The organism is Streptomyces sp. NRRL F-5135 (assembly GCF_000719775.1).
GTDB classification, from domain to species: Bacteria; Actinomycetota; Actinomycetes; order Streptomycetales; family Streptomycetaceae; genus Streptomyces; species Streptomyces hebeiensis.
This window is the reverse complement of the sequence record NZ_JOHR01000002.1, coordinates 263,291-284,017: the sequence shown is the minus strand read 5'-3', so window position 1 is coordinate 284,017 and position 20,727 is coordinate 263,291. Positions and strand designations below refer to the sequence as shown.

Here is a 20,727-nt window from a genome sequence, read left to right as displayed (position 1 = left end):
TTCCTGACGCGTCATCTGGAACGTTACTCGCGCCCGTCGTTGCAACGCCCGGTTCGAAGGCGGCTGCCTGTGATCGACTGGACGCATGACTTCACGGACTCTCTACCTGTTCGGCAGCGCGGCGCCCCCGGTCTTCGATGTCGCCGAGGTGATCGGCGAGGCGAAGTCGCGGGGGTGGGAGGTACGGCTCGGGTTGACGCCGACCGCGGCCCGATGGCTGGTCACACAGACAACCGAGTTGGAGCGGCTGACCGGCGGGCCCGTGCGTTCTGAGTACAAGATGCCCGGCGAGGAGGACGTGTGGCCAAAGGCCGACGCAATCCTGTTGGCACCGGCCACGTTCAACACGATCAACGAGTGGGCACTCGGCCTGACGTCGAAGTTCGTCGTGGGCGTGTGCGCGGAGGGAATCGGCAAGGGAATCCCGCTCGTGACGATGCCGTGCGTGAACGCCGCATACGCCCAGCATCGAAGGCTTGGCCGGAGCGTTGCCGAACTGAGAGACATGGGCGTGACGGTGCTGTACGGAGAAGGTGGCTTCGTACCGAACCAGCCGGGTGAGAAGAAGCCCTATCCGTGGGACACGGCGCTTGCCGCGGTCGAGAGGGTGACCGGCGGATAATCGGGCGCTCGCAGTGCCGACGACCGGACTTCGGTCAGCCCGCGCGAGTGCGGGCCGCCTGAGATTGGCCTCCGACGGCCGGGCACCTGACGCCCGGCCGTCGGCAGCGAAGCCGCTCGCGACCCGAGGACCCTCTACGGCAGGTTCCTCGCCATAACGATCCGCTGGACCTGGTTCGTGCCCTCGTAGATCTGGGTGCTTTACAGGCCATACGGCGCTGACCTGCACGGACACCCCTCATGGCAGAGTGCTCCCCAGCACTTCCCCGTGATCGTCAGGACCCGCCCAGGTCGGCGCGGCACCGGCGGAAGCCTCCCCCACCGGTCGGAGGAGCGGCAGGCTCCGGGGAGGTTATGCGGTTTCCCGTTCCGTCAACCGTGATCGCTTGACCCGCACGCCCTGGCCTCGGGAGCATCAACCCAGACGCGGGGTACTGGCAGCACGGAAGAGGGAACCCAGACCATGAAGGTCACCAAGCTGGTCAGCACGTGCGACATCAAGGACTGCCCGACGATCTACGCGACGGATCGCGGCACGCTCCTGGTTCAGGGAGAGACTCCGACCGACCACGGGCTTCAGATTCCCGCTCACGAAACCCTGGTCGAGATCCCGATGAAACTGATCCAGAAGGCCATCCGTGACAACCTCATCTAGGACCCTCGTCGACCTCTTCGACACGTTCCAGCATGAGGCGTTCCGACTCGAAACCCTTGACGACTACAGCAAGTCGGGGAACGTCGATGCCTATCACGCGTTCCTGACCGGGGAGCCACAGCCGGACGACTACAACGCGGGCTGGGTCGAAGAACTCCGCTCACACACCGGAAAAGGGAAACGAGTCTACCGGGTTCACATTCTGCGCCGCCCACTCACGGACTACCTTAGGTTCGAACTCGGGTGGGGGTACCAGAAGAACATGTCCGGGGGCGAGGAGTTCTTCATTCTCGACATCACCGACAGGCCGAGCCCCCTACAGAACGTACCTGACTTCTGGCTCTTCGACTCCGAGTCCGTGGCCGTGATGAACTACGACAGCGCCGGAAAGTACCTCGGCTCGGAAGTCCTGCCATCGGAACGAGCGACGGAATTCTCCGGGCACCGTGACGCGGCTCTCGCGCACGCGGAACCGTTCACCGAATGGTGGGCCAAGTACGGGACGTGAACAGAGCACAGCTTGGAGCCGCGCTGCGGGCGCTGCGAGTGGCATCCGGCAAGGAAGCCAAAGCCGTGGCCCGCAGCGCCCTCATGTCTCCGTCCAAGCTGTCCAAGATTGAAAATGCGAAGCTCGCGGCCAGCGCGACGGACGTAGAACGCATCCTGACCGCCATCGACGTCTCGGATGAGGTCAAGGCGGAGTACACCGAGGCTGCGCGGGCATCGGCAACGGAGGCAACGGCATGGCGCCTGTTGAAGCGCATCGGAGTCCACAAGGGCCAGCAGGCCGCCAAGGCCCTTGAATCCCAGATGTCCACGCTGCGGCTGTTCCAGCCCGCCCTGGTACCAGGCTTGCTCCAGACACCGGAGTACATCCGTGCCGTTCTCCAACGGCACAGTCTCAGTGAGGACTCTCTCTCCCGGACGATCAACGGCAGGCTTGAACGTCAAGCGGTCCTCTACGACAACAAGTGGCATTGTCCGGTGACCAAATGCGGAGCCTGGTCGAAGGTATCCGCGACGACTTTTTGCGGGAACAGGAAACAGGCTAGAGCCGCATCCGTGGCCCGCCGAAGATGGCGCCATGGAGAGCGAAGAACGAGATCGTCGGCCGGAACCCGTGCAAGAAGGTCAAGGGCGCGGGCAGCCGCGCCAAGGAGATCCGGGAGCAGAAGAGCACTGCACGGCGGCTCACGACGCGGGAAGTTCTGGCGATGCTGGATGCCGCTCCTCCGCGATACCGCGCGATGCTGTGGCTCATGGCCGGGTGCGGCCTGCGGCTGGGTGAGGCCATGGCGGTGTCCCGCGATCAGATCGACTTCAAGGCCGAGACGCTTCGCGTCGACTTCCAGATTGCGGAGGACGGAGACACCGAGTCGGGGAAGAACAGCGCGATCCAGCGTCGGCACATCAAGGCCCGTGATGAAGGTGAGCCAGGGCGGACCGTCCCGCTCCCGCTGAACGTCGCCTTCGAGCTACGGCGGCACATCAAGAACCACGGCGTATGGGGGCCGGAGCGGCTTCTCTTCCCCAACGTGACGCGGACTGGCTACCTCTACGCGTCGTACTTCTACCCGAAGATCTGGATGGAGGCTCTGGGCAAGGGACAGGTGAAGTACTGCAAGGCTCACTCACTCCGGCACTACTACGGCTCGCGACTGCTGTACGCCGGAGTCCCCGAGAACGACGTGGCCGACTGGATGGGCCACAGCAGCACGGACGTGCTGAGGGAGCACTACCACTACATCTTCGAAGGGGCCGAGCAGCGCGGCCGGGCCGCCATCGCAACCATGCTGACACCCGGCGCCGACGACCCCACAGAGGCGTCAGAGGTCGCCTGATCCACTTACGACAACAGCCCCCGGCATGACGCCGGGGGCTGCTTTGTTTGTGCAGGTCAATGGCCGTTTTCAGCCCGGCATCCGCCCAGGATTCCCCCAGCATGGCGCCCAGAAACGGTCCTGATCGAGCCGCAACGGACAGAGAGCCAAGGATGCCCCTTCGGACCCTTGAAATAGCCTGTGACCTGCAAAATCCCTGCTAGGGAAGGTTCCTCGCCATCACGATCCGCTGGACCTGGTTCGTGCCCTCGTAGATCTGGGTGATCTTCGCGTCGCGCATCATCCGTTCCAGCGGGTAGTCGCGCGTGTAGCCGTAGCCGCCGAGCAGCTGGACCGCGTCCGTGGTGATCTCCATGGCCGCGTCCGAGGCGTAGCACTTGGCCGCGGCGCCGAAGAAGGTCAGGTCCTCCTTGCCGGCGCCCAGGTGGACGCGCTCGGACCTGGCGGCGGCCGCGTAGGTGAGCTGGCGGGCCGCTTCCAGCTTCATCGCCATGTCGGCCAGCATGAACTGCACGCCCTGGAAGTCGCCGATCGGCTTGCCGAACTGCTTGCGCTCCTGGACGTAGCCCTTGGCGTAGTCGAGCGCGCCCTGGGCGATGCCGACGGCCTGCGCGGCGATGGTGACGCGGGTGTGGTCGAGCGTCTTCATCGCCGTGGCGAAGCCCGTGCCCTCCTCGCCGATCAGCCGGTCGGCGGGGATGCGGACGTTGTCCAGGTAGACCTCCCGGGTCGGGGAGCCCTTGATGCCGAGCTTCTTCTCCGGCGCGCCGAAGGACACGCCCTCGTCGGACTTCTCGACGACGAACGCGCTGATGCCCTTGGTGCGCTTGTCCGGGTCGGTGACGGCCATGACCGTGTAGTACTCGGAGACCCCGGCGTTGGTGATCCAGCGCTTCACGCCGTTGAGGACGTACGCGTCGCCGTCCCGGACCGCCCTGGTCTTCATCCCGCCCGCGTCCGAGCCGGCGTCCGGCTCCGAGAGGCAGTACGAGAACATCGCGTCGCCCTTGGCCAGCGGCCCCAGGTACTTCTTCTTCAGCTCCTCGCCGCCGGAGAGGATCACGGGCAGCGACCCGAGCTTGTTCACGGCGGGGATCAGCGAGGACGACGCGCAGACCCGCGCCACCTCCTCGATCACGATCACCGTGGCCAGCGCGTCGGCACCGGCGCCGCCGTACTGCTCGGGGACGTGGATGGCGTGCAGGTCCGCGCCGACCAGCGCGTCCAGTGCCTCCTGCGGGAAGCGGGTCTCCTCGTCCACGGCCGCGGCGTACGGCGCGATCTTCGCCTCGGCGAGCGCGCGCACGGTCTCGCGGAGCATGTCGTGCTCCTCGGACGGGCGGAACAGATCGAAATCAGCCGAACCTGCCACGGTCTCTCACTCCCCAGACTGCCAACAGACTGCTAACTACCGTTAAGTAACCAAAGCTTAGAGGCCGTACCGCCACGCGAACAGTGCGGGCAGGTGAGCGGGCAGGTGAGCTTGCCGACAGCCGCCCCGGAAACCCGGCCGGTGGCCGGCCCCGTCCCACCGCGTGCGCACCGGCCCGGCGCGTACGCGATGCACACCGCGCACGCCGGGTGCGCCCGTACGCCCGGCACTCCCGTACGCCGCGTCCACCGCGGTACCTGCCCCTGCGACGCCCCTGCCACACGCGGCTATGCTCGGGCCGCGCGCCCGGGGACGCCGGCCGCGCGGCAGCACCACCCGTACACGTCTCCCTGGAGCACCGCATGGCCCTCAAGATCACAGTGATCGGCACCGGTTACCTCGGCGCCACCCACGCCGCGGCCATGGCGGAGCTGGGGTTCGAAGTCCTCGGCCTCGATGTGGTCCCCGAGAAGATCAAGATGCTGTCCACGGGCCAGGTCCCCATGTACGAGCCCGGCCTCGAGGAACTGCTGCGCAAGCATGTCGCCGGAATCGAGGGATCGAGCGGCCGGCTGCGCTTCACCATGGACTTCGCGGAGGCCGCGGACTTCGGCGACGTGCACTTCGTCTGCGTGAACACCCCGCAGAAGCACGGCGAGTACGCCTGCGACATGAGTTACGTCGACTCCGCCGTCGAAAGCCTCGCCGAGCACCTGTCGAAGCCAGCGCTCGTCGTCGGCAAGTCCACGGTCCCCGTGGGCAGCGCGGAACGCCTGGCGGCCCGGATCGACGAACTGGCGCCCGCGCGCGGTGAGGTGGAACTGGCCTGGAACCCGGAGTTCCTGCGCGAGGGCTTCGCCGTGCACGACACCCTGCACCCGGACCGGATCGTCGTCGGCGTGCGCGGCGAGCGCGCCGAGCGGCTGCTGCGCGAGGTGTACGCGGGGCCGATCGCCGAGGGATCGCCGTTCGTGGTGACGGACTTCCCGACCGCCGAGCTGGTGAAGACGTCCGCGAACTCCTTCCTCGCCACCAAGATCTCGTTCATCAACGCGATGGCCGAGGTCTGCGAGGCGGCCGGCGGAGACGTCGTGAAGCTGGCGGAGGCGCTGGGGTACGACGAGCGCATCGGGCCGAAGTTCCTGCGCGCCGGGATCGGCTTCGGCGGCGGCTGCCTGCCCAAGGACATCCGGGCGTTCATGGCCCGCGCGGGCGAACTCGGCGCCGACCAGGCGCTGACCTTCCTGCGCGAGGTCGACTCGATCAACATGCGGCGCCGCGGCCACATGGTGGAGCTGGCGCGGGAGGCGGTGGACGGGGACTCGTCGTTCCTCGGCAAGCGGGTGGCGGTGCTGGGCGCGACCTTCAAGCCCGACTCGGACGACGTACGGGACTCGCCCGCGCTCAATGTCGCCGGACAGATCCACCTCCAGGGCGGCCAGGTCACGGTGTACGACCCGAAGGGCATGGAGAACGCGAAGCTGCTCTTCCCGACGTTGCGGTACGCGGAGTCGGCCCTGGAGGCGGTGCGGGGCGCGGATGTGGTCCTGCACCTGACCGAGTGGCGCGAGTTCCGCGAGCTGGACCCGGCGGCCCTGGGCGAGGCGGCGGCCCGCCGCCTGATCCTGGACGGCCGCAACGCGCTGGACGCGGAGCGGTGGCGGGCGGCGGGATGGACATACCGCGCGATGGGCCGGCCGCTTTTCTGACGTCCCGGGTGCCCACGTCCGCCGGCGAGTGGGCCGAAGGCCGGGGTACCCGTGACGCCCCGGCCAGACACGTCCGCCGGCGAGTGAGCCGAAGGGGCGCGCCGCTGTCGAAAGGGAGAGCGCGCACAGGTTTGTGAGGTACGAGCAAACCGAGCACGGTCGACCGTCGACAGTGGCATAAAGCGCCCCGGAGGTGAACCGAGCCCTAAAAAGGGACCGCGCACGGCGGTCACCGGGACGGCCCGGATCACGTCGGGAGTTTCCGGGCCCGTAACCTCCACCCGCGCCCCGGAGGCGAACCGAGCCCTCTAAAAAGAGGCGCCGTCCAGTTCCGTCAGCGTCGCCCTCGACGGCCCCCGTTCCGTCTGGAGCCCGCGGGCTACGTCCTCCGCCGCGCCCAGTACCCGTACCGCGTTCCCCCACGTCAGCTTCGCGAGGTCCGGCCTCGACCACTTCCGGGCGAGGAGTTCCGCGATCAGGTTCGGGTAGCCCGAGACGTCCTCCAGCCCCGCCGGGGTGAACGCCGTGCCGTCGTAGTCGCCGCCGATGCCGATGTGGTCGACGCCCGCCGCCTCGCGCATGTGGTCCAGGTGGTCGGCGACCGTGGCCACCGTCGCACGCGGGCGCGGGTGTGCTTCTTCGAAGGCGCGGTGGACGGCCATGCCCTCGGGCGTGGTGTCCAGGTGGTGCAGGCCGTGCGCCCGCATGTTCTCGTCCGCGGCGACCGTCCAGGCCACCGCCGCGGGCAGGACGAACTTCGGTACGAACGTGACCATCGCGACGCCCCCGTTCGCCGGCAGCCGCTCCAGCACGTCGTCCGGAATGTTGCGCGGATGGTCGCAGACCGCCCGCGCGGAGGAGTGCGAGAAGATCACCGGCGCGTCGGTCGCGTCCAGCGCGTCCCGCATCGTCGTGGCGGCCACGTGCGAGAGGTCGACGAGCATGCCGATCCGGTTCATCTCCCGCACGACCTCGCGGCCGAAGGCCGACAGCCCGCCCACGCCCGGCTCGTCCGTCGCCGAGTCCGCCCAGGCGATGTTGTCGTTGTGGGTGAGCGTCATGTAGCGCACGCCCAGCGTGTGGAAGGCCCGGAGCGTGGCGAGCGAGTTGTTGATGGAGTGGCCGCCCTCGGCGCCCATCAGTGAGGCGATCCGGCCCTCACGCCGCGCGCGCTCCATGTCGTCCGCCGTCAGCGCCCGCGCCAGGTCGTCCGGGTAGCGCTCCAGCAGCCGGGCGACCACGTCGATCTGCTCCAGCGTGGCGCTGACGGCGTCGTCCCCGGCCTGGTCCGACTGGACGTACACCGACCAGAACTGCGCCCCGACGCCACCGCGCCGCAGCCGGGCGATGTCCGTGTGAAGCCGGCCCGTCAGGTCGTGCGCGATGTCCAGCCGGTCGAGGTCGTAGCGGACGTGCTCGCGCAGCGCCCACGGCAGGTCGTTGTGGCCGTCGACCACCGGATGGCCGGCGAGCAGCTCACGCGCCTGCTCCAGATACACGGAGGAGGCGCGGTGCTCCGCCACGCCGTCCGTCTCCACGCCCCTCATGGTGGCCGCCCTCGTCTCGGTCCCGCTGTCCGTCCCGCTCTCGGCGCCTGTCCCGCTTTCAACGCCCGCGCCGGTCCCGCCGGCCGCGCCGGTCCCGCCGCCCGTCGCGGCGCCGCCCGTCACTTGCCGAATCCGAAGTGCTCCGCGCCCTCGACCTTGGCCCGCAGCCGCTTGCCCTTCTCCGTCGCCTGGTCGTTCAGCTCCAGCTGGAAGGCCCGCATCCGGTCCCGCAGCTCCGGGTCGTGGGCCGCGAGGACCCGGGCCGCCAGCAGGCCCGCGTTCCGCGCGCCGCCCACGGAGACCGTGGCCACCGGCACCCCGGCCGGCATCTGGACGATGGACAGCAGCGAGTCCATGCCGTCCAGGTACTTCAGGGGTACGGGGACGCCGATCACCGGCAGCGGGGTCACCGAGGCCAGCATGCCCGGCAGGTGCGCGGCGCCGCCCGCGCCCGCGATGACCACTTTGAGGCCACGGTCCGCGGCCTGCTCCCCGTACGCGATCATCTCGCGCGGCATCCGGTGCGCGGAGACGACGTCGATCTCGTACGGCACCTCGAACTCGTCCAGCGCCTTGGCCGCGGCCTCCATGACCGGCCAGTCGGAGTCCGAGCCCATCACGATGCCGACGTGGGGGCCGCCGGCCTGGTCGGCGGTGGGTCCGGAAGGCGTGCCGGCCGGTGCGGGGGGTGTCATTCGGTGATCGTCCCTCGGAGGTAGTCGGCGGCGTGGCGGGCGCGTGCCAGCACGTCGTCCAGGTCGTCGCCGTAGGTGTTGACATGCCCCACCTTGCGGCCGGGTTTCACGTCCTTGCCGTACATGTGGATCTTCAACCGCGGGTCCCGGGCCATGCAGTGCAGGTAGGCCGGGTACATGTCGGGGAAGTCGCCGCCGAGGACGTTGCACATGACCGTCCAGGGCTCGCGGGGGCGCGGGTCGCCGAGCGGCAGGTCGAGCACGGCCCGTACGTGGTTGGCGAACTGGGAGGTGACCGCGCCGTCCTGGGTCCAGTGCCCGGAGTTGTGCGGCCGCATCGCCAGTTCGTTGACGAGTATCCGGCCGTCGGGCGTCTCGAACAGCTCGACGGCGAGATGACCGACGACGCCCAGTTCGGCCGCGATCCGCAGCGCCAGCCGCTGCGCCTCGCCCGCCAGCTCGTCGGGCAGGCCCGGGGCGGGCGCGATCACCGTGTCGCAGACCCCGTCGACCTGCCGGGATTCGACCACCGGATAGGCGACGGCCTGCCCGTGCGGCGAGCGGACGACGTTGGCGGCCAGCTCCCGGACGAAGTCGACCTTCTCCTCGGCGAGCACGGGCACCCCGGCCCGGAACGGTTCCTCGGCGTCCTCCCGGGACCGTACGAACCACACGCCCTTGCCGTCGTAGCCGCCGCGCACGGTCTTGAGGATCACGGGGAACCCGCCCACCTCGTCGGCGAAGGCGACGGCGTCGGCCGGATCGGCCACGATGCGGTGGCGCGGGCAGGGCGCGCCGAGGGCGGTCAGCCGGGCCCGCATGACGCCCTTGTCCTGGGCGTGGACGAGGGCGTCCGGACCTGGCCGGACGGGGATGCCCTCTGCCTCCAGGGCGCGCAGATGTTCGATCGGGACATGCTCGTGATCGAACGTGATCACATCGCAGCCCCGCGCGAAGGCGCGCAGTGTGGCCAGGTCGCGATAGTCGCCGATCACGACATCGTTCACCACCTGGGCCGCCGAGTCCTGGGGGGTGTCACTGAGGAGCTTGAATCTGAGGCCGAGGGGGATGCCCGCCTCGTGGGTCATACGGGCGAGCTGACCGCCGCCGACCATGCCGACTACCGGGAACGTCACGTGCCCAGGGTATCGGCCGCCCGTGAGGGACGAGTGGGGCGCCTTGGGAGGCGCCGTTTCGGTCACAGCCGATCGCACGGCTATCACGTTCCGTATCTCCGCTGGTCGCACAGGCCGCCGTCCGGCCTACAGACCTGTCCCCGGGCGAGCGGGTGACCCCCTGGTTAGCATGGCCCGTACGGACCACCGACCGGACGGGGCTGAACGGGCACATGAGCGAACCTGGCGCACTCCGCGCGCGACTGGACCGGCTCGTACGCGAGGTGGTCAAGTTCGGCGCGGTGGGCGGCGCGGGGCTGCTGGTCAACCTCCTGGTCTTCAACCTCGTACGGCACGTGACCGAGCTGCCGGTCGTGCGGGCCAGCGTGCTGGCCACCGTCGTCGCGATCGCCTTCAACTACCTGGGGTTCCGCTACTTCACCTACCGGGACCGGGACAAGACCCGCCGCACCAAGGAGCTGACGCTCTTCCTGCTGTTCAGCGTGGTCGGCCTGGTGATCGAGAACGGGGTCCTCTACACGGCGACGTACGGGTTCGGCTGGGACACCCCGCTCCAGAGCAACGTGTTCAAGTTCCTCGGCATCGGAGTGGCGACGCTGTTCCGGTTCTGGTCCTACCGCAGCTGGGTCTTCCGGGCCCTGCCCGCGGAGACCGGCGCCACCGCCTCGCTGCGCGTGCGCGGATCGGACCCCGCCGTGGACCTGGAGGATCTGGACATGGCCGCGGACAGGGGCCCGGGCCCGAAGGCGGGCCGGGGGGCGGCGGGCCGGGACGCGGAGCGCGCCCAGCGCCACCGCATACGCCGCTGAAGCGGGCACCCGCCCCGCCCTCGCTGGCCCCGCACGCCGCCGACACCGACGCCGTAGCGCACCGCGCGAGCCCCGTACGCCGGTCGCACGGGCCGACCACCTGACCCGCGCCCCGGACCCGTCCGCCGCCGACACCGACACCGACGCCGTAGCCGCACCGTGCCGGAGGCGGCGCGCGCGCCGGTCAGCGGACCGGTGAGCCCGTGTCGCCGCCGTGCGTCTTCTTGTGCGGCCGGGCCTGCCTGCTGAGGAACAGCGCGAAGACCGCCGGCTTCTGCTGGAGCAGCTCCAGCCGCCCGCCGTCCGCCTCCGCCAGGTCCCGGGCCACGGCCAGGCCGATCCCGGTCGAGTTGCGCCCGCTGATCGTCCGCTCGAAGATCCGCGCCCCGAGGTCCGGCGGTACGCCCGGTCCCTCGTCCGCCACCTCGACGACCGCCTGGTTGCCGGTCACCCGGGTGCGCAGGGCGACCGTGCCGCCCCCGTGCATCAGCGAGTTCTCGATCAGCGCCGCCAGCACCTGGGCCACCGCGCCCGGGGTGCCGACGGCCCGCATGCCGTGCCTGCCCGAGCAGACGAGGGCGCGCCCGGCGCTCCGGTAGGCCGGGCGCCACTCCTCGAGCTGCTGCTTGACGACCTCGTCCAGGTCGAAGGCGACGGCGGAGCCGGTACGCGGGTCGCGGGCGTTGGTGAGCAGTCGTTCGACCACATCGGTCAACCGCTCCACCTGCGTCAGCGCGACCATCGCCTCCTCCTTGACCGTGTCCAGGTCGTCGGTCGCGGAGATCTCCTCCAGCCGCATGGACAGCGCGGTCAGCGGGGTACGGAGCTGGTGCGAGGCGTCCGCGGCCAGCCGGCGTTCGGCGGTGAGCATGCGCGCGATCCGCTCGGCGCTGGCGTCGAGGACGTCGGCGACCCGGTCCAGCTCGGGCACCGAGTACCGCTTGTGCCGTGGCCGGGGGTCGCCGGAGCCCAGGCGCTCGGCGGTCTCCGCGAGGTCGGTGAGCGGCGACGCCAGCTTGTTGGCCTGGCGCACGGCGAGCAGTACGGCGGCGATGACGGCGAGCAGCGCGACCATCCCGATGATCAGCAGCGTGCGGCCGACCTCCCCGTTGACGGAGGAGCGGGGCTCCTCGACGACGACGGTCTCCCCCTCCTCACCCTTGGCGGTGCCCCGGATGACGCTGCCGGAGGGGCGGGTGCCGATCTCGACGGGCTGCCGCCCCGGGATGTCGATACGGGCGTACCGCTTCTCGCCGACCTGCTGGGTCAGTACGCGCGCGGTGATGTGGTCGCCGCCGATCAGCCGGCTGTCGACGATGCTGACCAGGCGCAGCGCCTCGGAGTCCACGCTCTCCTGGGCGCTGCTGCTGATCGTGCGGGTCTCGACCAGGACGAGCGACAGCCCGAAGACGGCGATGACGACGAGGACCACGGCGAGGGTGGACTGGATCAGACGACGGCGCAAGGTGCCCTCCGTGCGGGGTGACACGACGGCGGGACGCCGTCGTACCCGAACCTAGCGCCCCTCTCCTGTCCGGGTGGTACCGAGCCTAAGCGGTCCTCATGCCGCGACCGGTCGGTCCGCGCGCGTCCGTCTTCGCACGTCGGCGGGGCCTCACCGCCCGGGCCCCGCCGGGCTCAGCTCTTCTCGAACCGGAACCCGACGCCCCGCACCGTCGCGATGTACCGCGGGTTCGCCGCGTCGTCACCGAGCTTCTTGCGCAGCCAGGAGATGTGCATGTCGAGGGTCTTGGTCGACGACCACCACGTCGTGTCCCACACCTCACGCATCAGCTGGTCCCGGGTGACGACCCGGCCCGCGTCCCGCACCAGCACCCGCAGCAGGTCGAACTCCTTGGCCGTCAGCTGGAGTTCCTCCTCGCCCATCCACGCCCGGTGCGACTCGACGTCGATCCGCACCCCGTGCGTCGCGGGGGCCGGGCCCGGGTCGGCCGCGCCGCGGCGCAGCAGCGCCCGTACGCGTGCCAGCAGCTCCGCCAGCCGGAACGGCTTCGTCACGTAGTCGTCGGCACCGGCGTCCAGTCCGACGACGGTGTCCACCTCGTCGGCGCGCGCGGTCAGGACCAGGATCGGAATGGTGTGGCCCTCGGCGCGCAGCCGCCGGGCCACCTCGAGGCCGTCCATGCCGGGCAGCCCCAGGTCGAGCACGACCAGATCGACTCCGCCCTGGAGGCCGGCGTCCAGCGCGGTCGGACCGTCTTCGCGGACCTCGACCTCGTAACCCTCCCGACGCAGGGCGCGGGCCAGCGGCTCCGAGATGGAAGCGTCGTCCTCGGCGAGCAGTACACGGGTCATGGGGTGATGGTAGACCGCATGGGACGGCCTTCGGGCAGCCCCGGAAAGCGCCCGCAGGTCCATCGGCTCATCTGATGATTCACCTTCGAATTGGGCGAATGGTTCCCTCAGAACCTGTGATCCATCTCTCAAGCCCCCTATGCCCGCTCTGTCATGGAGTATGGTGGCTGAACGCCTGTAGTACCACTAGAGGACCTTTGGTCACCGAGCATCCGCTCGGCACCAAAGGTCTCTTTTCTGCGCTGGAACGGAACCTCATGTTCCGCTCCCTTCCCCCACAACGGGCGCGGTCACGCTCACGAGGCACGGCCGACGAGCACGGTCCGCCGGGAACAGCTCACCGAGGACGAACGGCTCGCCGGGCACGGCACTCGTGGCGGTCGCTCACGAGGCGCCGCGTCCCGAGCAAGCAAGGATCGACCATGGCGTCCAGCCTGACGAAGGACTCGCCCAGCGCCCCCGCGGCGCCCGAGAAGACCTTCTTCGGCCACCCCCGCGGACTGGCCCCCCTCTTCATGACCGAGATGTGGGAGCGCTTCAGCTTCTACGGCATGAGAGCGCTGCTCACCATCTACCTGATCTCCGGCGGCCCCGACGCCTCGAAGGGGCTCCAGGCCGGCGGCCTCGGGATGGACCTGGCCACCACCACGGCCATCTACGCCATCTACCTGTCCATGGTCTACCTGCTGACCATGCCGGGCGGCTGGCTGGGCGACCGGGTCTGGGGCCCGCGCAAGACGGTGACGATCGCGGCCGTCGTGATCATGCTGGGCCATCTGACCCTGGCGCTGCCGGGCCCGGGCAGCTTCTTCGCCGGCCTGGCACTGGTGGCGACCGGCTCCGGGCTGTTGAAGGCCAACATCTCCACGATGGTCGGCCACCTCTACGACGGCCCGAACGACCCGCGCCGCGACGGCGGCTTCACCGTCTTCTACATGGGCATCAACATCGGCGCCTTCTTCGCCCCGCTGGTCATCGGCACGGTCGGCGAGGCGTACAACTGGCACCTCGGCTTCGCGCTCGCCGCCGTCGGCATGGCCATCGGACTCGTCTCGTTCCTGCTGGGCACGAAGCACCTGAGCCCGGAGAGCAGCCGCGTCCCCACCCCGCTGACCCGCCAGGAGCGCACCACCTGGCTGCGCAAGGGCCTGGTGTGGCTGCTGGTCGCGGTCGTCTTCTACGGCATCGTCGGCCTCACCGGCCACTTCACCCTCAACTGGGCGATGATCCCGCTCACGATCGCGGGTCTGCTGATCCCCGCCGCCGTACTGGCCCGTATCAAGAGCGACAAGAGTCTCTCCGGCGGCGAGCAGAGCAGGGTGTCGGCGTACGTCTGGCTCTTCGTCGCCGCGGCCGCCTTCTGGATGATCTACGACCAGGCCGGCTCCACGGTCCAGGCGTTCGGGACGACGAAGGCAGCGCCCGAGCTGTTCGGATTCGGCTTCCCGTCCTCGTGGTACCAGTCGCTGAACCCGGTCTTCATCATGGCGCTGGCCCCGGTCTTCGCCTGGATCTGGCTGTGGCTGAACCGGCACGGGAAGGAGCCCGGCACGGTCGTGAAGTTCGCCGCGGGCCTGTTCTTCATCGGCGTGTCGTTCTTCTTCTTCCTGATCCCGCTGGCCATGTCGGCGAGCGGCACCCTGGTCAGTCCCATGTGGCTGGTGGGCATCTACCTGATCCAGACCGTCGGCGAACTGTGCCTCTCGCCCGTGGGCCTGTCGGTGACGACGAAGATGGCGCCGCAGAAGTACGCGAGCCAGATGATGGGCGTCTGGTTCCTGGCGGTCACGGCGGGCGACTCGGTCACCGGTCTGCTCTCGATCGGCGGTGTCGACCTGAGCCGGACGGGCGTGGTGGCCCTGGAAGCGGTGCTCGCGGTGCTCGCCGGGGGCGCGATCTACATGTACCGGCGGAGGGTGCGGGAGCTGATGGGCGACGTCCACTGAGGGCCTGGGACGCCCACTGAGGCCCTGACCCTCGACCCGGTCCGTGCGCCGACCCGGACATGGCCCCGGCCGGGCCGCGTCGGGTCGGTACGCGCCGGGTCGGGTCGGTGCGCCCAACCGCGCGCGCCGGGTCGGTGCGCACGCCTGGGCCCGCCCGCGTCGGGTCGGTACGTACGCGCCCGGGCCCGGCGGCGTCAGGTCGGTACGCGACGCCCGTACCGTACGCACCCCTCGCGCGCCCGGCCGCTCCGCGCTACACCGGCGCGGCCAGCTCCGCCCAGACCGTCTTGCCCGCGGCGCCGGTCCTGTGCACGACACCCCAGTCCAGGCAGAGCCGCTGCACGATGAACATGCCGTGCCCGCCGGGCCGGCCCGCGCGGTGCGGCGTGCGCGGCTCCGGCCGGCCCGTGCCCCGGTCCGTGACCTCCACCCGCAGCACCTTGGCGGCGCAGGAGACGAGCAGTCCGTCCGGCCCGTCCGCGTGCAGGCAGGCGTTGGTGACCAGCTCGGAGACGACCAGCAGGACGTCCTCGGCCGCCGCCCGCCGGTCCGCGTTCGCCGCGGGCAGCCAGCCCCAGTCGTAGAGCGCCTGGCGGGTGAAGTCGCGGGCCAGCGGAACGACACCGCTGGCGCCGGACAGCGCGAGCGTCCGCGTCCGCCCGCCGGACGGCGCGGCGGTCGGCCCGGCGTCGTCCGGCTCGGGGCCGAGGTCGCCCGGCCGAGGCTGCCGGGTGGTGCTCATCAGCGCTTCACCTCACCGATTCACCAGTGTGCGAGTTCGTCAGTGCCACGTTCGTCCATACCGTCGATACAGAGAGTGCAGGGTCCTGTGCGACCTGCCGGGGGTCTTCTGCCCGTCCGCACCGTGACAACACCCACATCAAGCGACCGGAAGTGGTGACACAGGCAACACAAGGGGCGCCAGAGCCGCACAACGGGGCTCCGACGCCGCGACCCGCAGGCCGGTTCACTCGGCCAACGCGTCCTCTACGGAGTCATGGACGGTGAAGACCGCGTCCGCTCCGGTGATCTCGAAGACCCGCGCCACCACGGGCAGCATCCCGGCCAGGTGCACCCCTCCCCCGGCGGCGTCCGCCTTCAGGCGCGCCCCGAGCAGAACGTTGAGCCCGGTGGAATCACAGAACTCCAGCTGCGAGCAGTCGATCACCAGGCGTGACCGACCCTGTTCGAGCGCTTCGTCCAGGGGCACCCGCAGCAACTCCGCCGTGTGGTGATCCAACTCACCGGCCGCTGTCACTACCTCGCTCAGGCCCTCGGTCCGAACCCCGACCCGAAGCCGGCCCCGGTTCGCGCTGCCGACCGTCTGGCGGTCCATGCCCGTCCCTCTTCGCCGTGTCGTTAGCCGTATGTCAGTGCTGATGTCTCGGCGTCATCACAGATGAATGACGCCGCTCGAACATTACGCCCTTCGAACGCGCGCCGGTACCCGAAGTCCCCCGCAATATGGACATATCGAACAATTAACACTTGCAACTGTCCCGGCCGACCGGGTAGGGCTAGTAGAGACCGCACCCGACACGGCCGGCTTTGGAGGCGCCGCACACCGCAGCAACGCGTATTGGCTTCGGCAGCCATATGCCGAGAACGATGGAGGACACCATGTCACCCCGGCTCGACGAGACGCGTACCCCGTTCGCGACGTCGACAACTCCACCCACGGATTCCGTGACCGACCTCACAGCGTCGGCCCCGGCCCCGGCTCCGCAGGCCCTGTTCACCGCCTCGGGAAGCGCCGTGATGGCCGACGAGGACCCCGGCGAAGGCCTGCTGGAGGGTCTGGAAGACCTGCCCGAGATCCCGCCCTACGACGAGGTGGGCGCGGTGGACGCCCGGGCGCTGTCGAAGACTCTCTTCGCGCGGCTGGAATCGCTCGAAGAGGGCACGCACGAGTACGCGTACGTCCGCAACACGCTGGTCGAGCTGAACCTCGCGCTGGTGAAGTTCGCCGCCGGCCGGTTCCGCTCCCGCAGCGAGCCGATGGAGGACATCGTCCAGGTCGGCACGATCGGCCTGATCAAGGCCATCGACCGGTTCGAACTGAGCCGCGGCGTCGAGTTCCCCACCTTCGCGATGCCGACGATCATCGGCGAGATCAAGCGATTCTTCCGTGACACCTCCTGGTCGGTGCGCGTCCCGCGCAGGCTCCAGGAACTCCGCCTCGACCTCGCCAAGGCCGGTGACGAACTGGCCCAGCAGCTGGACCGCGCCCCCACCGTCGGCGAACTCGCCCACCGGCTCGGCCTCACCAAGGACGAGGTCGTCGAGGGGATGGTGGCGAGCAACGCCTACAGCGCCAGCTCCCTGGACGCGCAGCCGGAGGACGACGACACCGAAGGCGCGCTCGCGGACCGGATCGGCTACGAGGACCACGGCATCGAGGGCATCGAGTACGTGGAGTCCCTGAAGCCGCTGATCGCCGGCCTGCCGTCGCGGGACCGCAAGATCCTCTCGCTGCGCTTCGTGGCCAACATGACCCAGTCGGAGATCGGCGAAGAGCTCAACATCTCGCAGATGCACGTCTCGCGCCTGCTCTCCCGCACCCTCACCCGGCTCAGAAAGGGTCTGACGCTGGAGGAGTGAGCGCGACACAGACGGCAGGCACAGGCGCAGGCGCGGGCGCTGTGCGCGCGACGAGCGGGGCTCCCCGAACCGTTGAACACGGCGGGGAGCCCCGCTCGTCGCGTCCGCGCGCGCTCTCTTGCGTCCGCTGTCGCGTTCAGCGCCCCTCAGCGCGCGCGACAGCACGGACGACCGACGCGCGAAGCGAGACTCTGATCACAGCGGCGGCCGCGCGCATCAGGTGGGCGGCGCGCGTGCCGATAGAGACAGGGAGGGGGACCGACACCGGAAGGAGCTGGGTATGGCCGTCGAAGAGAGCGCCATCGTCAAGGAGTTGAACCACTACCTGCTTGACCACCCCGACGAAACAGCGGTGATGACACCGCTGTTCGACGCGATGCTCGACCACTCCCGGCTCGGGCACTGCTTCCACGACGGCAACTGCCCGGTGGTCAAGGCGGGGGCGATCCTGATCGACGAGCGGGGCCGCGCGCTCGCGCTGCGGCACGAGGACGCCTGGGGGTTCGCCGAGGACGCCCCGAGCGCGGCGGACGAATCGCTCAGCCGTACCGCCGTGCGCGTTCTGGAGGAGTTCGCGGGGGTCCACGACGTGTGGATGATCCCCGGTACGGAGAGCCCCGTCCTGGTGGACACCTCGCGGGCGGCGCCCGAGGACGGTCCGCGTACGCGGTACGGCTTCCGCTATCTCATCCGGACGCACTCCAGCGTGCTGCTGCCCGGCGGCACGGTGGCGTCCCGCGCCCGCTGGATCCCGCTGGACGAGGTCGGGCCGCCCGTGCTGCGCGCCCGGTTGAAGGACCGGCTGGCGGTGGCGAGATGAGCTGCGGGGCTCGCGGGGCGTGCGGGGTGCGGTGAGGCACGTGGGGCTCGCCTTACGTGGGGGGCGCGTCGTACGCGGGCCCGGGTCGGCCGAGCAGCGCGGCGCGTTCCCTGAGCAGGTCACGCTCGCGCTCGTTACGGGTCAGGGCCGCGGCCCGTTCGAACTCGCCCCTGGCCGCGTCCGTACGGCCCAGCCGCGCCAGCAGGTCGCCGCGCACGCTGGGCAGCAGGTGGTACGAGGCGAGCGCGGGCTCGTCGGCCAAGGCGTCCACGAGTGCGAGGCCGGCCGCCGGGCCCTCGGCCATGGACACGGCGACCGCGCGGTTGAGTTCGACCACCGGGGAGGGCGTGAGCGCGGCGAGGCGCGCGTACAGGGCGGCGATCGCGGGCCAGTCGGTCTCCTCGTACGTCACCGCCCGCGCGTGACAGGCGGCGATCGCGGCCTGGAGGGCGTACGGACCGGGCGCGCCGCCGAGTGCCCGGGCGCGGGTGAGGGCGTCGAAGCCGCGGCGGACGAGGAGGTGGTTCCAGCGGGCCCGGTTCTGGTCGGCGAGCAGCACCGGTTCGCCGTCCGGGCCGGTACGGGCCGGGGTGCGCGACGCCTGGAGCTCCAACAGGGCGGCCAGCGCGTGAACTTCCGGCTCGTCGGGCATCAGTCCGCTCAGTACCCGGGCCAGCCGCAGCGCGTCCTCGCACAGGCCGGGGCGCAGCAGGTCGTCACCGGCGGTGGCGGCGTACCCCTCGTTGAAGATCAGGTAGATCACGTCGAGGACCGAGGCCAGCCGCCGCTCGCGCTCGTCCCCGTAGGGCACCTCGAACGGCACGCCCGCCTTGGCCAGGCCGCGCTTCGCCCGCACGATGCGCTGGGCGACCGTCGCCTCCGGCACGAGGAAGGAGCGGGCGATCTCGCCGGTGGTGAGCCCGCCGAGGAGGCGGAGAGTGAGGGCGGTACGGGCCTCGGCGGAGAGGACCGGGTGGCAGGCGGTGAAGATGAGGCGCAGGAGGTCGTCGTCGATGGCGTCGACGGCATCGGGGCCGGTCGCGAGCGCGTCGGCGCCCGGCGCCTCGTCCTCCAGGGTGCGGCCGACCTCGGCGAGCTTGCGGGCGTAGGTCTCCCGGCGGCGTACGAGATCGACGGCGCGGTGCTTGGCGGTGGCCATGAGCCAGGCCCCCGGTTTGCCGGGGACTCCTGACTCCGGCCACTGCTCCAGCGCGGCCACGAGGGCGTCCTGGGCCAGCTCCTCGGCGATGCCGACGTCACGGACGATCCGGGTGACGGCAGCGATGATCTTCGCCGATTCGATCCGGAACACCGCTTCGACCGCGCTGTCCGCCGGGCTGCCCGTCGGGTGGTCCGCAGCGCTGTTCGTCCTCACGGCCACCCATCAGAACACCGGCTACGGGCGACCGCAAACGATCCGGACGATCAGCCCTCGACGACCTCGCGGACCTCGACGGTGAGGTCGAACTCGTCCCCGTGCAGCTCGGCGAAGCGCCGGGACCACTCGACGGCCTCGGCCAGGTCCTTGGCCTGGACGAGCGAGTACCCGCCGACGACCTCCTTGGACTCGGCGAACGGGCCGTCGACGACGGTGGTCTTCCCACCGGCGTGCCGGACCCGGGCCCCCTCGGCGGTCGGCTTCAGCCCGGCGTTGTCGAGCATGGCACCGGCCTTGGTCATCTCCTCCAGCAGCGCGCTCATGCGCTCCATCAGCTCGGGGGTGGGACCGCAGGCGGGGGCGGTGTCCTCATTGACACGGATCACGGAGAGAAAGCGCGGCATGGTGAGCTCCTTCGTGGCGTTCAGCGTTCACAGCGTTCGTGACGCTCTTCGGGTCGTGGCGGCGGAGGCTGTTCCCCGCCGCTCACCCATACGTCGAACGGGAGACGCCGGAATCGACACGCGCCGGGAATTTTCTTTCGGGGAATCGTCGCGGAACCACGAGACCCCGACGCCTCCTGTGCCCCAGCATCCTGCTGGGGCACCCGATACCGGCGTAGCCTGGCGACAGAGACAGGGAGGACAGCGATGAGCGCCGACCCCATCACCGAGCCGGTGGCCGATCCGGAGCAGGACCCCATCGATCTACTGATCGCGATCGAAGAGGCGTCCCGTACGCCGATTCGACCCGAGTACTTCGAGGGGATGGTGGTCGTGCCACCGCAGCCGGACGACAACCACAACGACGGCGCCGCAGAGCTGTACTTCCAACTGCGCACGGCGGGCATCCGTCTGGCCGGCATGGGCAACGGCTACCGGATCGGGCTGTGGGACGACCGCTCCCGTTCCCTGGCCATCCCGGACTTCTACGTGCAGAGGCGTCGGCCGACCGAGATGGACGAGGCGTACCGCAAGGCGCACAAAGGCTGGTACCCGGTCGACCTCCTCGCCCTCGTAGGCGAGGTCACCTCCAGCAACCACGAGACGGACACCGGACCCAAGTACCGCAGTTACGCGTCCGCCGGCGTCCCGGTGTACGTCCTCGTCCACCGCCAGGAGGGCAGGGCGTACGCGTTCTCCGACCCGGTGCCGGGTGACGATCCCGCCACCGCGCATTACGCGACCAAGGTCGAGGTGGAACTGGGCCGTCGGCTGCCGCTGCCCGAGCCGTATCCGTCGCTCGACACGTCGGTACTGCTGGACGACTGAGCACAGGCCG

20 protein-coding genes and 1 pseudogene are annotated in these 20,727 nt (G+C 70.1%); 11 read left to right on the top strand and 10 right to left on the bottom strand.

All coding sequences use genetic code 11. From position 1 onward, the window contains the following. The first annotated feature begins 85 nt into the window (after positions 1 to 85). The 5 genes and pseudogenes from IG02_RS0105190 (at position 86) to IG02_RS35925 (ending at position 3,117) form a co-directional block, all read left to right on the top strand. Positions 86 to 622, top strand: a complete 537-nt coding sequence (locus IG02_RS0105190; protein ID WP_030742349.1) for a flavoprotein — start codon at positions 86 to 88, stop codon at positions 620 to 622. A 462-nt stretch (positions 623 to 1,084) separates the two neighbouring features. After that, entirely contained in the window at positions 1,085 to 1,276 is a 192-nt protein-coding gene (locus IG02_RS0105185) for a hypothetical protein (protein WP_030742347.1), read from the top strand. Beyond that, positions 1,260 to 1,784 (top strand): DUF6879 family protein, encoded by a 525-nt coding sequence (locus IG02_RS0105180; protein WP_030742345.1) that lies wholly within the window; start codon positions 1,260 to 1,262, stop codon positions 1,782 to 1,784. The genes IG02_RS0105185 and IG02_RS0105180 overlap by 17 nt, the downstream gene beginning before the upstream one ends. After that, positions 1,781 to 2,242, top strand: a pseudogene (locus IG02_RS38725) (Scr1 family TA system antitoxin-like transcriptional regulator); the annotation flags it as partial. The gene IG02_RS0105180 and the pseudogene IG02_RS38725, both read left to right, overlap by 4 nt. Positions 2,243 to 2,352: 110 nt before the next feature. Beyond that, entirely contained in the window at positions 2,353 to 3,117 is a 765-nt protein-coding gene (locus IG02_RS35925) for a tyrosine-type recombinase/integrase (RefSeq protein WP_037802274.1), read from the top strand. 199 nt (positions 3,118 to 3,316) lie between these two features. Here the strand turns inward: IG02_RS35925 and IG02_RS0105170 are convergent, their stop codons facing one another. Next, positions 3,317 to 4,489, bottom strand: coding sequence for an acyl-CoA dehydrogenase family protein (locus IG02_RS0105170; RefSeq protein WP_030742343.1), 1,173 nt, complete (start codon positions 4,487 to 4,489; stop codon positions 3,317 to 3,319). A gap of 362 nt (positions 4,490 to 4,851) precedes the next feature. On the opposite strand from IG02_RS0105170, the gene IG02_RS0105165 reads away from it, so the two are divergent. Next, entirely contained in the window at positions 4,852 to 6,198 is a 1,347-nt protein-coding gene (locus IG02_RS0105165) for a UDP-glucose dehydrogenase family protein (protein ID WP_030742341.1), read from the top strand. A gap of 308 nt (positions 6,199 to 6,506) precedes the next feature. Here the strand turns inward: IG02_RS0105165 and IG02_RS0105160 are convergent, their stop codons facing one another. From IG02_RS0105160 to IG02_RS0105150, 3 genes are all read right to left on the bottom strand, one after another. Next, entirely contained in the window at positions 6,507 to 7,736 is a 1,230-nt protein-coding gene (locus IG02_RS0105160; protein WP_234314602.1) for a dipeptidase, read from the bottom strand. Positions 7,737 to 7,864: 128 nt separating this feature from the next. Continuing rightward, entirely contained in the window at positions 7,865 to 8,440 is a 576-nt protein-coding gene (purE, locus tag IG02_RS0105155; RefSeq protein ID WP_030742335.1) for a 5-(carboxyamino)imidazole ribonucleotide mutase, read from the bottom strand. Continuing rightward, complete coding sequence (locus IG02_RS0105150) at positions 8,437 to 9,642, bottom strand: 5-(carboxyamino)imidazole ribonucleotide synthase (protein ID WP_420707721.1); 1,206 nt, start codon at positions 9,640 to 9,642, stop codon at positions 8,437 to 8,439. Before IG02_RS0105150 ends, purE begins: the two co-directional genes overlap by 4 nt. 146 nt (positions 9,643 to 9,788) lie before the next feature. On the opposite strand from IG02_RS0105150, the gene IG02_RS0105145 reads away from it, so the two are divergent. Further along, complete coding sequence (locus IG02_RS0105145) at positions 9,789 to 10,385, top strand: GtrA family protein (RefSeq protein ID WP_051764461.1); 597 nt, start codon at positions 9,789 to 9,791, stop codon at positions 10,383 to 10,385. Between the two features lie 184 nt (positions 10,386 to 10,569). On the opposite strand, the gene IG02_RS0105140 is transcribed toward IG02_RS0105145, so the two are convergent. Beyond that, a complete protein-coding gene (locus IG02_RS0105140; RefSeq protein ID WP_037802271.1) occupies positions 10,570 to 11,850 on the bottom strand; it encodes an ATP-binding protein in 1,281 nt (426 codons plus the stop codon). 173 nt (positions 11,851 to 12,023) lie between these two features. Beyond that, positions 12,024 to 12,701: a response regulator transcription factor gene (locus IG02_RS0105135; RefSeq protein ID WP_030742328.1), complete on the bottom strand. Its 678-nt coding sequence runs from the start codon at positions 12,699 to 12,701 to the stop codon at positions 12,024 to 12,026. Between the two features lie 422 nt (positions 12,702 to 13,123). Here IG02_RS0105135 and IG02_RS0105130 point away from each other — a divergent pair, with 422 nt between their 5' ends. Next, positions 13,124 to 14,647, top strand: a complete 1,524-nt coding sequence (locus IG02_RS0105130; protein ID WP_030742324.1) for a peptide MFS transporter — start codon at positions 13,124 to 13,126, stop codon at positions 14,645 to 14,647. Positions 14,648 to 14,900: 253 nt separating this feature from the next. Here IG02_RS0105130 and IG02_RS0105125 read toward each other — a convergent pair whose 3' ends face one another. Both IG02_RS0105125 and IG02_RS0105120 read right to left on the bottom strand, forming a co-directional pair. Next, positions 14,901 to 15,389: an ATP-binding protein gene (locus IG02_RS0105125; RefSeq protein ID WP_030742322.1), complete on the bottom strand. Its 489-nt coding sequence runs from the start codon at positions 15,387 to 15,389 to the stop codon at positions 14,901 to 14,903. Between the two features lie 225 nt (positions 15,390 to 15,614). Next, complete coding sequence (locus IG02_RS0105120) at positions 15,615 to 15,983, bottom strand: STAS domain-containing protein (protein WP_030742320.1); 369 nt, start codon at positions 15,981 to 15,983, stop codon at positions 15,615 to 15,617. A 272-nt stretch (positions 15,984 to 16,255) separates the two neighbouring features. On the opposite strand from IG02_RS0105120, the gene IG02_RS0105115 reads away from it, so the two are divergent. Beyond that, positions 16,256 to 17,248: an RNA polymerase sigma factor SigF gene (locus IG02_RS0105115; protein WP_037802270.1), complete on the top strand. Its 993-nt coding sequence runs from the start codon at positions 16,256 to 16,258 to the stop codon at positions 17,246 to 17,248. 280 nt (positions 17,249 to 17,528) lie between these two features. Then, entirely contained in the window at positions 17,529 to 18,068 is a 540-nt protein-coding gene (locus tag IG02_RS0105110; protein ID WP_030742315.1) for an NUDIX domain-containing protein, read from the top strand. Between the two features lie 52 nt (positions 18,069 to 18,120). On the opposite strand, the gene IG02_RS0105105 is transcribed toward IG02_RS0105110, so the two are convergent. Together IG02_RS0105105 and IG02_RS0105100 are read right to left on the bottom strand one after the other, a co-directional pair. Beyond that, positions 18,121 to 19,443: an RNA polymerase sigma factor gene (locus IG02_RS0105105; protein WP_051764489.1), complete on the bottom strand. Its 1,323-nt coding sequence runs from the start codon at positions 19,441 to 19,443 to the stop codon at positions 18,121 to 18,123. Between the two features lie 50 nt (positions 19,444 to 19,493). Beyond that, positions 19,494 to 19,850: a YciI family protein gene (locus IG02_RS0105100; RefSeq protein WP_030742309.1), complete on the bottom strand. Its 357-nt coding sequence runs from the start codon at positions 19,848 to 19,850 to the stop codon at positions 19,494 to 19,496. Between the two features lie 246 nt (positions 19,851 to 20,096). Here IG02_RS0105100 and IG02_RS0105095 point away from each other — a divergent pair, with 246 nt between their 5' ends. Continuing rightward, positions 20,097 to 20,717, top strand: a complete 621-nt coding sequence (locus IG02_RS0105095) for a Uma2 family endonuclease (protein WP_030742306.1) — start codon at positions 20,097 to 20,099, stop codon at positions 20,715 to 20,717. Positions 20,718 to 20,727: the final 10 nt, after the last annotated feature.

What these genes read in the sequence shown, in the direction of transcription:
- IG02_RS0105125 (WP_030742322.1), bottom strand. Translation starts at nt 15,389, where the DNA reads ATGAGCACCACCCGGCAGCCTCGGCCGGGCGACCTCGGCCCCGAGCCG.
- IG02_RS0105120 (WP_030742320.1), bottom strand. Translation starts at nt 15,983, where the DNA reads ATGGACCGCCAGACGGTCGGCAGCGCGAACCGGGGCCGGCTTCGGGTC.
- IG02_RS0105115 (WP_037802270.1), top strand. Translation starts at nt 16,256, where the DNA reads ATGGAGGACACCATGTCACCCCGGCTCGACGAGACGCGTACCCCGTTC.
- IG02_RS0105095 (WP_030742306.1), top strand. Translation starts at nt 20,097, where the DNA reads ATGAGCGCCGACCCCATCACCGAGCCGGTGGCCGATCCGGAGCAGGAC.
- IG02_RS0105145 (WP_051764461.1), top strand. Translation starts at nt 9,789, where the DNA reads ATGAGCGAACCTGGCGCACTCCGCGCGCGACTGGACCGGCTCGTACGC.
- IG02_RS0105185 (WP_030742347.1), top strand. Translation starts at nt 1,085, where the DNA reads ATGAAGGTCACCAAGCTGGTCAGCACGTGCGACATCAAGGACTGCCCG.
- IG02_RS0105110 (WP_030742315.1), top strand. Translation starts at nt 17,529, where the DNA reads ATGGCCGTCGAAGAGAGCGCCATCGTCAAGGAGTTGAACCACTACCTG.
- IG02_RS0105165 (WP_030742341.1), top strand. Translation starts at nt 4,852, where the DNA reads ATGGCCCTCAAGATCACAGTGATCGGCACCGGTTACCTCGGCGCCACC.
- IG02_RS35925 (WP_037802274.1), top strand. Translation starts at nt 2,353, where the DNA reads ATGGCGCCATGGAGAGCGAAGAACGAGATCGTCGGCCGGAACCCGTGC.
- IG02_RS0105100 (WP_030742309.1), bottom strand. Translation starts at nt 19,850, where the DNA reads ATGCCGCGCTTTCTCTCCGTGATCCGTGTCAATGAGGACACCGCCCCC.
- IG02_RS0105130 (WP_030742324.1), top strand. Translation starts at nt 13,124, where the DNA reads ATGGCGTCCAGCCTGACGAAGGACTCGCCCAGCGCCCCCGCGGCGCCC.
- purE (WP_030742335.1), bottom strand. Translation starts at nt 8,440, where the DNA reads ATGACACCCCCCGCACCGGCCGGCACGCCTTCCGGACCCACCGCCGAC.
- IG02_RS0105190 (WP_030742349.1), top strand. Translation starts at nt 86, where the DNA reads ATGACTTCACGGACTCTCTACCTGTTCGGCAGCGCGGCGCCCCCGGTC.
- IG02_RS0105135 (WP_030742328.1), bottom strand. Translation starts at nt 12,701, where the DNA reads ATGACCCGTGTACTGCTCGCCGAGGACGACGCTTCCATCTCGGAGCCG.